Source organism: Allorhizobium sp. Av2 (assembly GCF_021462805.2).
GTDB classification, from domain to species: Bacteria; Pseudomonadota; Alphaproteobacteria; order Rhizobiales; family Rhizobiaceae; genus Allorhizobium; species Allorhizobium vitis_G.
In genome coordinates this window covers 39,167-55,159 of sequence record NZ_CP192696.1, presented here as the reverse complement: position 1 = coordinate 55,159, position 15,993 = coordinate 39,167, and the positions used below count along the sequence as shown (strand labels likewise).

The window sequence follows — 15,993 nt, the reverse complement described above, 5'->3', positions numbered from 1 at the left end:
GATCGCGATGTTGGTCTGCGACGATGGCATTCCACTGGTCCAAAATGTCAGGACATATCCATTAAATATTGACTTTGTCAGATTACGTGCCTATGTTGCCGACATGGGAGGCGATCATGACTGATGGACCATTCAGAAATGCGGAACTGCCCAGCCGCTGGAAGCGCTACGGCCAGGAACTGGTCAGTGATGCCGCGAGCCCGGAAGAGCGCACGATGCATGCGTGCCACAGCATGATTGGTGACGTGGACATGAAGGCATTCAGTCCTCTTTTCGATGAACTCAAAGCTCACGCCGGGCGTGCCCAAATGGACCTGGACCCTGTCACGACGGTCGAAACGATTTTCGACAATCATGCGCCGTTGCCTTTGACGGACGCCCTACAACGGCATTTGATAGCCAACCTCCAAGATCAAATGTCTCCCGACAAGGCCCTCGGTGAGGCGCTCGAAAGCACGGCAAAAGAGTGGATCGGCATTACCAAGAACCGCCTCGACGAAGAATGCATCCGTGCCCGCGAACTCGGCGATATGAGCCGAGAAGAGTACCGGAAGGGAATCGAGCGGAACCGCGAGACGTTCGCTGCGATCAAGTCCAGTGAACTCAGCGACGCCTTAGCAACGGGCAACAAGCGCGCTTTCAGTCAGGCAGTTCAGAAGAAAGCCGGCGTAGACGCGGGGCCCGAGGAGTGAGCACCCATCCGAACAAGTCATCGATGCCAAACAAGCGCCTGTTCGTTATCGAGAAGGGGCAGAAGCCGGGCCGCACCGTCCCGAAGGACGCGGCGACCGCAGAGGTCGGCCGGCACATTCGTTTCGACGCAGCGGTTCTGGATACCTTCGACGTGAAGGGGTGCGAACCGCTGCATTACGACTTGCTGGTCCTCTGTGCCGCCGTCGAGTTCGCTGACCGTCGTTGGAAGCGTCCGCTGGGCTGGCGCCGCACCTTGGATGTGACCCTTCCAGTTATCGACTTCAAGAGTTGGCAGAAGCCGGATGTCCTGAAGAGCCTTCATAGCGTCTTGAACCATCTGACCGGCGACTCGTGGCGATTTACCTTCGTTCAGGCGAAGAACCTGTCGCCTATCGGCTCGCGGCAGATGCCGCTGGACTTCGGCAAGACCAAAACCTTCGCTGTCGCCTATAGCGATGGTTTGGATTCCCGTGCCGTCTCAGCTCTCAGCGGGGACAAGGAACAGGCGCTCTGTATTCGCGTCGCCGGCAATCGCCAGCGCCGGAAAAATGGTGACAGCTATTTCACGCGAATTCCGTTCAAGGTTAAGGGGTACCGCGGCAACGAAAGCAGCTTCCGCTCGCGCGGATTCCAGTTTGCGGCGGTGACGGCGATTGCCGCGCAGCTCTCAAGCGTGCCGCGTATCGTAGTTCCGGAGAGCGGCCAGGGCGCGCTTGGTCCCGTGCTGCTTCCGCTGCACAACATCTACGCCGACTATCGTAACCATCCGACGTTCTTCCGGAAGATGGAGCGGTTCATCAAGGCATTGCAGGGCTACCGGGTCCAGTTTGAGCAGCCGCGTCTGTGGTCTACGAAAGGCCAGACGCTACGCGCATTTTTGGGCATAGCCGGAAAGTCCGAAGGGCATCTGACGAGTACCCATTCCTGTTGGCAGACCCGCCGGATCGTCAATGTAGGTGGCAAGAAGCAGTGTGGCCTGTGCGCTGCCTGCATGCTGAGACGCCTCAGCATGCATGCCGCTGGCGTCAACGAGGCACCTCGAACGTATGTCGTGTCCGACCTTGCCGCGTCTGACGCTGGCGATGCTCTGTCGGTCATACCCCAGAAGGCTGATCGGGACATCATGGTCGAGTACGGAAGCGTCGGTGTGCGCCACCTGCAGCATCTCGCGGACATGAGCGGCTTGCCTGACGACGACCTTCGCGTTCACGCCTGGCAAATCGCGGCCGCAATAGGGGAAAGCTACGAGGAAGCTCTGAAGAAACTGAGGACGATGTTGGTAACGCATGCCGAGGAATGGCGGGCATTTCTGTCCGCACAAGGAGAACAAAGCTTCTTGAAGAGCTGGATGGATGGAGGGCGCTATGGGCGATCTGAATGAGCTGAGCGCACAGGAAATTGGACGTCGGCTACGGATAGCACGGGAGAATGCAGAAATCCGCCAGGATGACGCGGCTCAAGTCATCGGCATGTCCCGCCCAACGCTGGTATCAATCGAGAAGGGTGTGCGCCGGGTGCGCATTCAGGAAATCCAGATGCTCGCCCGCCACTACGGCGTATCGGTGAACGCACTCCTCCGCCGAGAAGCTGTGCATACCGATCTGATGCCCCGCTTCCGCAAATTGCGGGAAACCGAGGACGCACACACCAACGAAGCCGTTCAGTTGTTCAACGACCTAATCAAAGCCGACGTTGAACTGGAGAACATCCTCGGCATCCAGCGGCGGCGAAATTATCCCCCGGAGCGCGGCATCAACGAGGGCGACGTTGTGGCCCTGGCCGAAAAGCATGCGAAGGATTTGCGCGACTGGCTGGGTCTTGGTCCGGGACCGATTGCTGACATCTTCTCGGTCATCGACCTGGGTCTCGGCATCCGGTTGTATCAGCGCCGGCTTTCTTCCGGTTCGAAGGTTGCCGGTCTTTTCACCTACGATGAAAGCGTCGGCGCGTGCATTCTTCTCAATGCCAACCATCCATTGCCGCGGCGCATCCAGTCCGCGGCGCATGAACTCGGCCACTTCTATGGCACCCGCCAGACTCCGGAGGTGCTTGAAGACGATGAGAAATTCCTGTCACGCGATGAGCGTTATGCTAACGCTTTTGGCCGTGCATTCGTGACGCCAGCCGAGAGTTTCTCGGAAAGCTTCCGCCAACTGAAGGAGATCACCGGCAAAACGACCCGGCGTCTGATCATTCTCCTCGCCCAACAGTATAATATCTCGCGCCAAGCGTGCGCTCTCCGACTCGAGGAATTAGGCCTTGCCAAGAAGGGCACCTGGGCCTGGTTCGAAAACAACGGCGGCATCACCGATGAGCATGTCCAGGAGGTTCTCGGCGAAATGACCGATCGCCGCGATCCAGCGAAGAGCGACGCGGACCGGCCCATTTCCCACCGCATGAGCCTGATGGCGCATGCCGCCTGGAAGCGTGAACTGATGTCTGAAGGACAGTTGGCGGAACTATTAAAGGTGGGCCGAGTGGAGCTTCGCGGCATTATTGACCAGATCGAGCTTGAGGAAAGAGAGACGGATGAGTTGCTCAAGCTCCCTGATTGATATCGCGGATCCGCTTGTTCTCGACACGAGTGTTCTGATCAATCTTCACGCTTGCAAGCATGGCGAGCGCATCCTCACGGCCATCCCTAACGATATCGTCGTGCCGGAGATTGTGGCTGGAGAACTGGAGCACGAGACGAGCCGCCGTAACGGCGAGCACAGCTTTCTGCACGGCCTCGTGACGGGTGGAATCGTGACTCTCGCCAATATAACCGACGTGGAATACGAGATATTCCACGAACTCACGTCGACCTCGCCTTCGCTGGACGACGGCGAGGCCGCGACGATCGCGGTCGCCGCCTCTCGATGTCTCCTGCCGGTTATTGATGAACGAAAGGGGCGTACCCGCGCCGGCATCCTAATGAAAGCGCGACCGCCTGGCTGGTCGTTAGACCTCTTTTGTCATCCGACGGCCATCGCCGACCTCGGCGATCAACCTGCCGTCGAAGCGCTGTATCTCGCCCTTCGCGACGGTCGTATGCGAATCCCATCGGAAAGGGCGGACGACGTCATCGCGCTCATCGGCCTGGAGCGTTCACGCAGTTGCACGTGCCTTCCTGGGTATCGAGAACGATTTAGTCTGGGACGGGATGTTCTGGACGCTCTCGAAACGCCGCCAGCTTAGAGCTATGCGAACTTGCGAAACATTGCGACGGCCGCTTTTTCACCCCGCAGCTTTTGCAGCCTTGGATCTGAAGTGCGCTAAAGTGGGTATTGTCGCTCAATCGACTCAAAGGAGAGCTGTGGAGGGCATTAGAGGGCGATAGCGTAGACATAGTTCTCATCATCGCCTGAGACGGCGCGCCATTTTCTCCTTTAAAACGATTAGTCACCTGAACGCTCATGCGTTTATGAGCTCAGCACGTGCGTTTCTAAATGGTCGCTCATCCAGACGACTGGTGACCGGGCTTTCCGAAGCTGTTACTCAGTCTGGTGATGGGATCGATGAGGCTTTAAAATCAGCCCATCGCATTTTTGCTTTCAGTGACAATATGTCTCTCGCTGCGACACAATCATAGGGCGTAAATTTCGCCTTCACATTCCTTATATTACCGATACCTTCATTTTTAATTTATCAATTTGGGTCAATCCTCAGGCAGCCAAATATTGGGATGCCAGCCTGGGGGGCATAGTGATGAGTTTAAGGATTTCAACGCGATTAATGGTCATGGCAGGGGCGGCACTCATGCTTGTCATCCTTCTCGGCCTGTTCAGCTACAAGCAAACGTCCGTGGTGTTTTCGGCAGCCTCCGATACACGGCAGGTGTGGATGCCACGGATGGCGAAACTGGATGGCATTCAGTTTACCATGTTGCGCTATCACACGACGACGATCCGCAAGACCATTGCCGTCGATCCCGCCGAGATCAAAGGGCTGGATGACGAGTTCGCGGAAATGGATGCATCCATTCCGAAATCCTATGCGGACTTCCGCGCAACCCTGCGCAACGATGCTGAGAAGAAATTGTGGGGCGATTTCGAAGCCAAGTGGACCCGCTATCTCGAATTTCAAAAGAAGATCATCAGCGCCGTCGCCGCCAAGGATCAGGTTGCAGCAACCGCCGCAATCGCCCCAGCCCGTCAGCCGCTGGTCGACAGCTTCATTGCGCTTGGCGAAATCATCAAGCTCAACGATAGCGGTGCGGCAGCCTCAAGCACAGCTGCCGAGGCAGCCTATACGCAGTCCTCCTATGTTACCATTGGTGTCATTCTGTTCGGCGTGCTGTTGATGAGCATCTTGACCGGCTGGATCATCCTGGGCGTGTCACGCCCTGTGACCCGGATGGCAAAGGTGATGCTGCATATTGCCGATGGTAAGCTGGATGTCACTGTACCCGACGCCGACCGCAAGGACGAAATCGGGGAAATGGCTGGCGCCGTCGAAGTCATGCGGCAATCGGCCCTGGCGAAAGTTCAGCTGGAAGCGCAGACCGAACAGAACCGGCTCAATGCCGAACAGGAACGCAAGGATGTGCAGCGCCGCGCCGAGGAAGATGCGGAACGCCGCCTGAACGAAGCCACGGGCGCGCTGGCCGCCGGCCTGAAGCGGTTGGCCTCCTGCGACCTTCTTTGCGAAATCGATCAGCAGTTCGCCGCCCAGTTCGAACCGCTGCGCCATGACTTCAATGCATCGGTCAACCAGTTGCGCTCCGCGCTCGTGGCCGTTGGTCAAGTCGGCAAGGGTGTAACCAATGGCAGCGGTGAAATTTCGCAAGCCTCCGACACGCTGGCCAAGCGCACTGAACAGCAGGCCGCCTCGCTAGAGGAGACTGCCGCCGCGCTGGAGCAGATCACTTCCAACGTACAGGCGACGTCCAAGCGGACCGGCGAAGCCCGCAATCTGGTGCGCAATGCCCGCCAGCATGCCGAACATTCGGCGACTGTGGTCAACAATGCCGTCTCCGCCATGGAACGGATCGAAGATGCCTCGCGCAAGATCACCCAGATCATCAGCGTGATCGACGAGATCGCCTTCCAGACCAACCTCCTGGCCTTGAATGCGGGGGTCGAGGCCGCCCGCGCTGGTGAAGCAGGCAAGGGCTTTGCCGTCGTTGCCCAGGAAGTGCGCGAACTGGCGCAACGTTCCGCCAATGCCGCCAAGGAAATCAAGTCGCTGATCGGCAATTCGGAAGCAGCTGTCAGCGAAGGCGTTAAGCTGGTCAACGATACTGGCGAAGGCTTGACGACCATTTCCAAGGTGGTCGAGGACATGAACCAGCATATGGATGCCATTGCGACGGCCGCCCAGGAACAGGCCAGCGGTTTGGCGGAGGTCAATACCGCCGTCAATCATATGGACCAGGCGACCCAGCAAAATGCCGCCATGGTGGAAGAAATGAATGCCGCCGGGGCTGGTCTCAATCAGGAAAGCCGTCGCCTTTCGGATCTGCTCGCGCAATTTAGAACCGGAAACGATGTTGCCCAGCCAGTACGCTCAGCCCAGGCCTCGCCTGCGCCTGCTCCCAGAGCACAGGCCCCGCGCAGGGCCCAGCAGTCTGTTCCGGTCAGCCATGGTAATGCCGCCGTCAGCCGCGACAATTGGGAGGAGTTCTGATTTTCGCCATTGATGCCAGGCTCTCTTCTGCCTGATCGATAAACTCAAAAAAGCGCCGTACGTCTCTGACGCGCGGCGCTTTTCATTTAAGACCGTCTTGCATATCCGCACTTGGCTATTGAAGCGCAAGCAATCAGGCCCGGGCAATCATGGACAAACAATCACGGCAGAATCGATGGTCCCTTCGGGAAATCATCGGCCGAAATGAAGCCATCCTTATTGGTATCCAGACGGGTGAACAGCTTATCGAGCGCCGCATCGGCTTCGGCCTTGCTGATCTGGCCGTTTTCATCGGTGTCGACCTTCTCCAGCAGGCGCATCGCACCCATTGGACCACCCATTGGCCCCATCGCCATCATCGGGCGATGGCCATGCGGACCCCTGGGTCCACCCATTCGCTCGCCCTCCGGACCGCGTTCCTTTGCCCAGCGCTCCGGCCCTGGACGATGCGGACCACAACCGGCCATGCCGTCATCAGGCGGTCCCATGGCGTCGTCTTCTGCACCCGGGCCACCTGGCGGCGGCGGTGGTGGCTGATCCGTCGCCTCGTCAGGCTTTGGCCCGTTAGGATCGACTGGCGCAGCACCCTCAGGCGCCGGAGGCTTCGGCATCTCGGCACGCATGGCCTCCATGCGTGCTTCATGGAACTTGCGCAATTCACCCGGCGTCAGAACGCCGTCCTTGTCAGTATCGATGGCCGTAAACAGCTTGTCTTCAGCGTCCTTGGCCTCTTCCTTGGAAATCTTGCCGTCCTTGTTGGTGTCGAATTGCTGGAGGGCAAAGATGAACATCGCTGCCGGTCCATGCATCATCATCGGACGGGGACCGCAGGCGTCGCGCATCTCATCAGGCCGTGGTGGAGGTGGCGGTGGAGCCTTAACGTCTTTTGCAAATACGGCACCGGATGACGCGCTGACCAGCAGGGTAGCCGCCAGGGCAGCAATGGTCGTTTTCTTCGCACTCATGGAGTTTCCTTTCCTCGGTGCCACATCGTTTCAAGACCGGAAATCGGTTCTGTGATCGAACGATGCAGCCGTATAACCGTTGCAGAACACCGTAGGCCTGAGACAGGCTGTGATCTGCAATATCGAGAGGATAGGCACTCACCCCTGCGGCGGCCACTTAAGGTTCTGTAATGCTGGTTACTTTTTTGTAATGTCGTAGTTAATAACTATCTAGAGCAATAGTCCGATGCTCTAAGGCCTGTCTCGCTCACTTTGAACCTGCCAAAAGAGAGCAAAGGAAGCCCGCCAGATCGTCGGTGGCGTAATCGACATGCGCATGGCCTTCGTCACTATCCATCCGCTCCCAGCTTTCCAGCATCACGGCTTCCAGATTGCGCGGCACGAGCAGCACGGTTTTCATGCCCAGCGCCTTCGGCACGACAAGATTGCGCGGCAGATCTTCGAACATCGCTGCCTGTCCGGTATCAATCTGCTTCAGCCGGGTGAATGTGTCATAGGTCTGGCTGGCCGGTTTCGGCAGATAGGCCGCAGCAACGATATCGAAAATGTCGTCGAAATGATCGAGAATGCCGAGCGCCCTCGCCGCCGCCTCGGCATGTTCCACCGTGCCATTGGTGAAAATAAACTTCCGTCCCGGCAGGGCCTTGATCGCCTCGCCCAGAGCCGTATCTGGCAACAGGGCGGAATAATCGATGGCATGGGCCTTTTCCAGGAAATCATTTGGGTCGACGCCGTGATGGGCCATCAGGCCTGCCAATGTCGTACCATGCTCATGATAGTAGCGCTTTTGCAGGATGCGCGCGTCATCCGGCTCCATCTGCAACAGATCCGCGACATAGGCGGTCATGTTGCGATCGATCTGGGCGAACAGATTGATGTGATGCGGATAAAGCGTGTTGTCGAGGTCGAAGACCCAATCACGGATATGGGTAAAATCGGCAGGCTCTGGTGACGTTTTCGGTGTGCTCATCTCTCAGATGTGCCACAGGCCCGGCCAAAAGAAAATGGCCGGACCAAGACACCAAGAAGGATAAGGAGAATTTGCACCAGGTTTAAAGCCGCGCCAACCGTTCCGTCAGCAAGGCAAAGAACCCGTCAGCATCGACATCGCGCATTACCTTGGCATTGGGCGTGCGACCGGTCACGCGCCACCAGTCAACCACCGTCATGCCGACCGTCAGGTCTGATGCGGTTTCGATCTCCACATTGCAATCACGCCCGGAAAACAGCTCCGGCTGGAGAAGATAGGCAATCACGCTGGGATCATGCAGCGGTCCACCATCCGAACCGTATTTCTCGATATCGAAACGCTCGAAAAACTCCAGCCAGTCAACCATGACCTTGGCCACCCGTGTACCAATGGCGCCAATGCGGGCAACCCGGGCCTTGGTGGTCAAAAGCTGGTGGGTGACGTCCAGCGGCATCATCACGATCGGGACGCCCGAATCAAACACTATCTTGGATGCCTGCGGATCGACATAGACATTGAACTCCGCCGCAGGGGTAATATTGCCACCCTCGAAAAAGCCACCACCCATCATCACCAGTTCACGAATACGCGGTGCAATATCCGGGGCCTTTTGCAGGGCCAGGGCAATATTGGTCTGCGGTCCGAGCGTGCAGAGGGTAATGGTGCCCGCTGGCTCGCGGCGTATGGTGTCGATGATAAAATCGACCGCATGCTGGTCTTGAACCGGCATGACCGGCTCATCGACCTCGGCCCCGTCCAGCCCGGTCTTGCCATGCACATGTTCCGCCGTCACCTGGGGCCGCTCCAGAGGCTTTAACGCACCTTCATAGACCGGCAGGTCTGATCGGCCCGACAGTTCGCAGACGATACGGGCATTGCGGCTGGTCATCGACAGGGGAACATTTCCTGCAACCACCGTCAGGCCGAGGACGTCCAACTGATCGGGACTGGCAAGCGCCAGCATGATGGCTGCGGCATCGTCCTGACCGGGATCGGTATCGATGATGATTTTTCTGGGCTTTTCCATGCGGGCCTATCCTTGGATTGATAGGGTTTGATGGACGGGCAGCCGGGCTATTGTCAAGATCTATCGTGCCGGTCAAACGCTTGTTTACCGCCCTCGAGACTCCCATATCTTAACCAAAGTATAGACATGCCAACCACCGGAAACACAATCCCGCAACGACTGGCCCGCAAGGACCGACGTGTCGTCCGGCGGGGGCCAGACGAGGACAGAATGCGACGGACAAAATCCATCACCACACCCCTGCTGCTGGGTTTCGACATTACCGATGCCGTGTTGAGCCAGTTGGCCCGGACCAATGACGGCTATCCGCCCTATAATATCGAGCTTGTTCGCCGCACGAGCGACCATGAAGGTGACAGGCTTAGGATTACCCTTGCCGTGGCAGGCTTTTCCGAGAGCGAGCTGGAGGTTCTGGTCGAGGGAAACCAGCTGATCATCCGAGGCAGCCAGACCGAGCGGCCGGATGCCGATTATTTATTTCGCGGCATAGCGGCACGGAACTTTCAGCGCAGTTTCCTGTTAACGGACGGAATGGACGTTTCGCGCGCACGGATGCGAAACGGCCTACTGGTGGTCGAACTAATTCGTCCTGATACGCAGCAAATGGTAAGGAAAATTAATATTTCCGCCTCAGACTAGGATCATGGCGCTTTTGCACAAGCCCCTTGGACCAGGTCGGTTTCAGGAAAAATTATGCAAAAGATATAAGGTGTTACAGCAGATTTCGCGCGTCCTGGTGAAGGCTGTTGTGCCGCCGCTCCCTCAATGACGGAGAACCGGAATGTTGATTAAAGAAGCCACCCCCAACCTCTCGAAAAACGAGCTTGCGCATCTTGGCTCCGGTGAAGTGGGCTATATCCGTAAGATCCGTTATGATGAAGTGTCCCGCTGTTTTCCAGATGCCCCGGAAATCGATCCGCGCACAGATCTCTGGGCGCTGTTTGCCGCTGACGGCACACCAATCCTGCTGACCGACAATCGTTCCTCCACCTTCTTCAAGGCCGCAGAAGACGAGTTGAAAACCGTCAGCCTGCACTGAGCTTTCATCGATAATCATTGACTGAAAACACCCTGCGCCATGCATTGCGCAGGGTGTTTTGATTCGTGTTTTGGCTAAAAATGAGAGCGACCTTCGGGGAAGCCTAGAGTCTCTTCAAGGCCTTGTATTATGTCCTGCGGAAGGTCAAATAGGCCGATGAGCGGCCTTCGCGCCGGGCTTTGGCCTCATAGCGCGTGCCGGGCCAGCCCTCGTAGGGCTTCAGCCAATCGGCGGAGCTTTCGGCCAGCCAATCGAAACCGCCATGGTTGCGGCAATGCAACAGCGTCCAATTGACATAGGTATCGATATCGGAGGCGAAGCAGAAATTTGCTCCTGGTTTCAACACCCGGTGAAACCGCTCCAGGTTGACCTGCGAGACGAAACGGCGCTTCCAATGTTTGCGCTTCGGCCAGGGATCGGCGTAGAGAAGATCGATCTGGTCGATCGATGCCGCGGGAAGCCAGTCCAGCAATTGCGTGGCATCGTCGTCATAGACGCGGATATTGGGCAGGCCCTCATCCTCAATCACGGCAAGCAGCTTGGCCATGGAATTGACGAAGGGCTCGACGCCAATGAAGCCGGTCGTGGCATCCTGTCTGGCACGATGGGCCAGATGTTCACCCCCACCGAAGCCGATTTCCAGGCGGATGCGCTGCACCGGCACAGGAAAGAGTGTCTTCAAGTCACCAGGCGCCACCGACCCCAGGTCCAACTTGCGTTCGGGCAGGAGATGGGTCATCCGCTCGACCTGCTGGTCGCGGAGCGGCTTTCCCTTGCGGCGACCGAAAAAGGCTTCGGTCGCCCGGCTGCGGCGGTCTGCGGTCATTATACTCAGCCCTTCAAGGCATCCTTGAGCGGCTTGACCAGATCAAGCTTCTCCCATGCGAAGGAGCCATCACGGCCAGCTTTGCGGCCAAAATGCCCATAGGCAGAGGTCTTGGCGTAAATTGGCTTGTTCAGATCAAGATGACGGCGAATACCGGTCGGCGACAGATCCATCACGCTGCGAATTGCCGCCTCGATCTGGTCCTCGGTGTGTTTGCCGGTACCATGTAGATCGACATAGATCGACAGAGGCTGAGCAATGCCGATCGCATAGGCGATCTGGATGGTGCAGCGATCGGCTAAGCCCGCGGCAACGACGTTCTTGGCCAAATAGCGGGCTGCATAGGCGGCGGAACGGTCAACCTTGGTGGTATCCTTGCCGGAGAAAGCGCCACCGCCATGGGGAGCCGCGCCACCATAGGTATCGACAATGATCTTGCGACCGGTCAGGCCAGCATCGCCATCGGGACCGCCGATCACAAACTTGCCGGTTGGGTTGATATACCACTTGCAGTCATCGGCAACCTTCAGCTCGCCAAACGCTTCAAGAATATAGGGTTCAACGACCGAGCGAACCTTGGCAGAATCCCAGCTTTCGTCGAGATGCTGCGTGGAAAGCACGATGGATGCAACATCCGAAGGCTTGCCATCGACATAGCGGACAGTGACCTGGCTTTTGGCATCGGGGCCAAGCTTGCCCACGTCGCCCTCGCCCTTTTTACGGGCTGCCGAGAGAAGCTGGAGGATCTTGTGGGAGTAATAGATCGGAGCTGGCATCAGGTCCGGCGTTTCGCCACAGGCATAGCCGAACATAATGCCCTGGTCGCCTGCGCCTTCGCCGCCTTCGTGGTCGGCAGCCTTGTCGACGCCTTGAGCGATATGGGCCGACTGGGAATGCAGGAGAACGTCAATCTTGGCGGTCTTCCAGTGGAAGCCGTCCTGTTCATAGCCGATGTCGCGGATCGCCTTGCGCGCCGCAGCCTTGAACTTGGCAGGGTTGATCACCTCATTGCCGTTCTTGTCGGTCTTCATCAGGCTTGGCGGTAGGCGAACCTCACCAGCGATGACAACACGATTGGTGGTCGCCAGCGTCTCGCAGGCGATGCGGACTGTCCAGGGATCAACCCCGGTCCGTGCCGCTTCTCGATAGACCAGATCGACGATTTCGTCTGAAATTCGGTCGCAGACCTTGTCCGGATGACCTTCCGAAACGGACTCACTCGTAAACAGATAGTTTGAGCGCATGCGGGATTCCCCTCAATGAACCAGATACCCCTGTGATAAAGGCTCGACGCCTTAAAAACAAGGACACAACGACATAAATATATCTTTATGTCAGCAAGCCTTTCGTAAAGGTGACCAAGACATAAAAAAAGCGGCCTAATCGCCGCTTTTTTTTCGAGCCCTGAAGGGTCCCGGTTATTCCGCGTCTGCGTCGGCGGCAAGCGCCTTGACCAGATCGACGACTTTACGGCGCACTTTCGGATCGTTGATCTTCACGAAGGCGCGGTTCAGCTGCAAGCCCTCGGAAGACGAGAGAAAGTCCACGACATAGTTGGAGCTGGCCGCCTCGGAAAAGCCATTTGCACCTGCTACAACCTGTTCACCTGGCGCATCCTCGAAAAAGAACGAGACGGGGACGTTCAGAATGCTTGAAATATTCTGCAAGCGGCTGGCGCCGACACGATTTGTGCCTTTTTCGTACTTCTGAATTTGTTGAAATGTAATGCCGAGGCTCTCGCCCAGCTTTTCCTGGCTCATTCCAAGCATGGTGCGACGAAGGCGAATCCGGCTACCGACATGAATGTCGATTGGGTTTGGCTTCTTTTTGTTTTCGAGCATGTGACGATCCTGAAGAAAGTTAAAATTGATCTGAACCCGTAGCGCTTGCAACTTCATATAACGTTACGTTGTACACGCCAGCGCTTCAAGCGCTGGATTACAAGCACCACCAAGTTACAGCACTATGCATTTTTAGGGGTTTTTCGTCAATTCACTCTCGAAATTAAACCTAAACGAGAAATTACAGCCGTAGATAATAACAAAGCAGTTACCGCCCAAAAGTTGTATTTACTATGATTTACATTGGATTCAGGCGCGAATGATAGCGTAAAGGTTGCATTTTCTACGCCTTCAGCGTTCAATCGCAAACCCGAAAACACCCGCCCTCGCCCGTCAATTAAGGCAGAAATGCCATTATTGGCGGCACGAATAACGGGCAGTCCGGTCTCGACGGCGCGTAATCTTGCCTGTTGAAAATGCTGGAACGGACCTGGCGTATCGCCAAACCAGGCATCGTTGGTGACATTGATAATGGCATTGGCCCCGGACAATCCCTTAACCATTTCGTCTGGAAAAATGACCTCGTAACAGATCAGCGGATAGAGCTTCACCCCTCCCGGAAGGGTGAGCAGAGAGCGAGATGCACCTGGAGAAAAGCCTCCCGGCAGGTCGATAATGTTGGTAATGCCGAGCTTCGACAAGATGTCCTGCCATGGGACATATTCCCCAAATGGCACAAGATGGACCTTGTCGGCGGCCGCAAGGATCTGCCCCTGACTATCGATTGCATAGATCGAATTATAGTAGCGCGGGGCAATTCCGGCGCCCTGGTCTTCAGAGCGCACTGTGCCGGTGATCAGCACTTGGCCCTCCTGCAACGTCCCGGCAATTTGGCGCAAGGCATCAGGATTTTCGGTGAGGATGAAGGGAATGGTGGTTTCAGGCCAGACGATCACATCCGGGCGCGGCTGATCGGGTGGCGTTGGCACCGCTGTCAGGCGAAGATGTTTCTCGAAAATCGCAACGCGGTCGGTATCATCCATCTTCGCTGCCTGGTCTATATTCGGCTGCACCAGACGGATTGTCAGCTTGCGCCCTTCCGGCTCCGGCAGTGACAGCCTGTAGGCGCCATAGCCGAGATGGCCGCAGATCAATAATCCCGCCAGCGCCAAGCCGAGTTTTGCTCCACGGCGCGTGCCTAGAAGAGCGGGGGCGGCGAAAACGAAAACGGCAAGGGCAGAAACCCCGAAAAGACCCAGCACCGCAGCCGATTGCATCATCAGGGGGATGGGCATGGCGCCATAGCCGATGGCATTCCAGGGAAAGCCCGTCGCAATGAAGCTGCGCAGCCATTCGGTTATACCGAACATCGCTGCCAGCGCGGCAATCCGGCCAAGGCCTTCGGACCAAAGCAGGCGGGCGGCAAGGCAAGCCAGGCCATAAAACACCGCTAACACCGCTGGCAGACCAAGCACGGCCAGCGGCAGCGCCCAGGCAAATTCATCAGCCTCCACCATCAATGCATTGCCCAGCCACCAGAGCCCGGCAACAAAATAGCCGAAGCCGAACAGCCAGCCGATCCAGAAGGCGGACCGCAGTCCCCGCGACCAGCTTCGATCGGGATTGCCACTCACACCATCAAGCAGCCAGACGAGCAAGGTGAAGGACAAAAACAGCGCCGCAAAGAAGCCAACCGGCGGCAGCGCCAAGGCCCCGACCGCACCTGAGGCGATGGCAAGAAGGGCACGCCGCCATCCCGCCAGAAGCATGATTCTAGCCGCCAACCGTTCCATCTTCGCCCCCAAGACCTCTGCTGCATCATGCACGGCCCTACCACAGCCCTGCCTGCGTGAATCGAAAGGGCGGCAGTTCTTGTTGAAAACTACCGCCCTGCCTCAAACCATATGTGATCGGCTGCTGCATAATTTTCTCCTTAAATCGGACTCGATTTCAGGAGGAAATTATGCAGCAGATATAAAGCGCTACAGCGAACCTTTGTGCGCCATATTTGGCGCACGGCGCTGTAGTGGTCCGCTACTTGTCGTGACCCGATCCGACCGTCTGTAAATCGGCGCCTTCCTGCAAGCGCTTGGCAATCGGCGCCATGCGGGTGATGCGGACCTTTTTGACCCGTCGCGGATCGGCATCAAGGATATGCAGCTCGAAGCCCGCCACCGCCTGCACCACTTCACCGCGCTGCGGCACCCGGCCAATCGCGGTGGAGAGCAATCCGCCCAGGGTATCGACTTCGTCGATTTCCGCACTGATATCGAAATCAGGACCGATCACCTCGGCGATTTCCTCCAATTCGATGCGGGCATCGGCCAGATAGACATCCTGGGAGACGCGGGTGACCAGCGCCTCTTCCTTGTCATGCTCGTCTTCGATATCGCCAACCACCATTTCGACGATATCTTCATGCGACACCAGGCCATCGGTGCCGCCATATTCGTCGATCACCAGCGCCATCTGGGTGCGGGCAGCCTGCATGCGAGCCAGAAGGTCAGAGGCTTGCATGGACGGTGGCACGAACAGGATGGAGCGGATGATACCGGCGTCTTCCAGCGTCACGCCGAGATCGACGCAGGCGAGATCGAGGCCGTTGCCGTTCAGTGCCTTCAGGGTGATATAGGAGAGAAGATCGCGGATATGCACCATGCCGCGCGGATCGTCCAGCGTGTCGCAATAGACCGGCATGCGCGAATGGCCGGTTTGCTGGAACAGGGTCATCAATTCGCCGATGCTGGTCTCGACATCGACAGCATGGATATCGGAGCGCGGCACCATGACATCTTCGACGCGCACTTCGCGGAAGCGCAGGATATTATGCAGCATCGCCCGCTCTTCAGCGGAAAAGGCCTCTTCAGCGGCCCTGTCGGACATCAGCGCGTCGGCGATATCCTCACGCAGGCTGGCGCTGGTGGGTTTCAGTATCCGGGCGGCACGCGCCCAGAAAGATGATTGCGGCTTGTGGGCCGCGGAACTTCGCTGCGGACTAGACCCCTCTTCAGAGGAGGAGCTGTCCTGCTCCTTCGTGGCCTCACTGGCCGATCGTGTCGAAAAATCGCTCATTTTACCGTTC

The 15,993-nt window shown here is 57.4% G+C and carries 15 protein-coding genes; 7 read left to right on the top strand and 8 right to left on the bottom strand.

The annotated features are described in order from the left end of the window. Positions 1–116: 116 nt before the first annotated feature. From FS819_RS00265 to FS819_RS00245, 5 genes are all read left to right on the top strand, one after another. The gene (locus FS819_RS00265; RefSeq protein ID WP_234625120.1) at positions 117–692 is read left to right on the top strand and encodes a hypothetical protein; all 576 of its coding nucleotides are present in this window, start codon (positions 117–119) and stop codon (positions 690–692) included. Beyond that, entirely contained in the window at positions 689–2,074 is a 1,386-nt protein-coding gene (locus tag FS819_RS00260) for a 7-cyano-7-deazaguanine synthase (RefSeq protein ID WP_234625121.1), read from the top strand. The genes FS819_RS00265 and FS819_RS00260 overlap by 4 nt, the downstream gene beginning before the upstream one ends. Beyond that, positions 2,058–3,248 (top strand): XRE family transcriptional regulator, encoded by a 1,191-nt coding sequence (locus tag FS819_RS00255; RefSeq protein WP_234625122.1) that lies wholly within the window; start codon positions 2,058–2,060, stop codon positions 3,246–3,248. Before FS819_RS00260 ends, FS819_RS00255 begins: the two co-directional genes overlap by 17 nt. Then, a complete protein-coding gene (locus FS819_RS00250) occupies positions 3,223–3,873 on the top strand; it encodes a PIN domain-containing protein (protein WP_234625123.1) in 651 nt (216 codons plus the stop codon). The genes FS819_RS00255 and FS819_RS00250 overlap by 26 nt, the downstream gene beginning before the upstream one ends. 561 nt (positions 3,874–4,434) lie before the next feature. Further along, on the top strand, positions 4,435–6,303 hold the full coding sequence (locus tag FS819_RS00245; RefSeq protein ID WP_234624713.1) for a HAMP domain-containing methyl-accepting chemotaxis protein: 1,869 nt from the start codon (positions 4,435–4,437) through the stop codon (positions 6,301–6,303). Positions 6,304–6,464: 161 nt separating this feature from the next. On the opposite strand, the gene FS819_RS00240 is transcribed toward FS819_RS00245, so the two are convergent. The 3 genes from FS819_RS00240 to FS819_RS00230 form a co-directional block, all read right to left on the bottom strand. Beyond that, the gene (locus tag FS819_RS00240; protein ID WP_156549280.1) at positions 6,465–7,268 is read right to left on the bottom strand and encodes an EF-hand domain-containing protein; all 804 of its coding nucleotides are present in this window, start codon (positions 7,266–7,268) and stop codon (positions 6,465–6,467) included. Between the two features lie 247 nt (positions 7,269–7,515). Then, a complete protein-coding gene (locus FS819_RS00235) occupies positions 7,516–8,238 on the bottom strand; it encodes a pyrimidine 5'-nucleotidase (RefSeq protein ID WP_156549278.1) in 723 nt (240 codons plus the stop codon). 82 nt (positions 8,239–8,320) lie between these two features. After that, positions 8,321–9,265, bottom strand: coding sequence for a nucleoside hydrolase (locus FS819_RS00230; protein WP_156549276.1), 945 nt, complete (start codon positions 9,263–9,265; stop codon positions 8,321–8,323). A gap of 210 nt (positions 9,266–9,475) precedes the next feature. Between FS819_RS00230 and FS819_RS00225 the strand changes: the two genes are divergently transcribed. Both FS819_RS00225 and FS819_RS00220 read left to right on the top strand, forming a co-directional pair. Next, a complete protein-coding gene (locus FS819_RS00225; protein WP_156549274.1) occupies positions 9,476–9,904 on the top strand; it encodes an Hsp20 family protein in 429 nt (142 codons plus the stop codon). A 142-nt stretch (positions 9,905–10,046) separates the two neighbouring features. After that, positions 10,047–10,304 carry a BQ00720 family protein gene (locus FS819_RS00220; protein ID WP_156549272.1) on the top strand — a complete coding sequence of 86 codons (258 nt, stop codon included), beginning with the start codon at positions 10,047–10,049 and terminating at the stop codon, positions 10,302–10,304. A gap of 127 nt (positions 10,305–10,431) precedes the next feature. Here the strand turns inward: FS819_RS00220 and trmB are convergent, their stop codons facing one another. The 5 genes from trmB to FS819_RS00195 form a co-directional block, all read right to left on the bottom strand. Then, positions 10,432–11,130: a tRNA (guanine(46)-N(7))-methyltransferase TrmB gene (gene trmB, locus FS819_RS00215; RefSeq protein WP_156549270.1), complete on the bottom strand. Its 699-nt coding sequence runs from the start codon at positions 11,128–11,130 to the stop codon at positions 10,432–10,434. Positions 11,131–11,135: 5 nt separating this feature from the next. Then, positions 11,136–12,374: a methionine adenosyltransferase gene (gene metK, locus FS819_RS00210; RefSeq protein ID WP_156549268.1), complete on the bottom strand. Its 1,239-nt coding sequence runs from the start codon at positions 12,372–12,374 to the stop codon at positions 11,136–11,138. Positions 12,375–12,548: 174 nt separating this feature from the next. After that, complete coding sequence (locus FS819_RS00205) at positions 12,549–12,971, bottom strand: helix-turn-helix domain-containing protein (RefSeq protein WP_012654839.1); 423 nt, start codon at positions 12,969–12,971, stop codon at positions 12,549–12,551. A 146-nt stretch (positions 12,972–13,117) separates the two neighbouring features. Next, positions 13,118–14,704, bottom strand: a complete 1,587-nt coding sequence (gene lnt, locus FS819_RS00200; protein WP_156549428.1) for an apolipoprotein N-acyltransferase — start codon at positions 14,702–14,704, stop codon at positions 13,118–13,120. Positions 14,705–14,945: 241 nt separating this feature from the next. Then, positions 14,946–15,983: a hemolysin family protein gene (locus tag FS819_RS00195; RefSeq protein WP_156549266.1), complete on the bottom strand. Its 1,038-nt coding sequence runs from the start codon at positions 15,981–15,983 to the stop codon at positions 14,946–14,948. Positions 15,984–15,993: the final 10 nt, after the last annotated feature.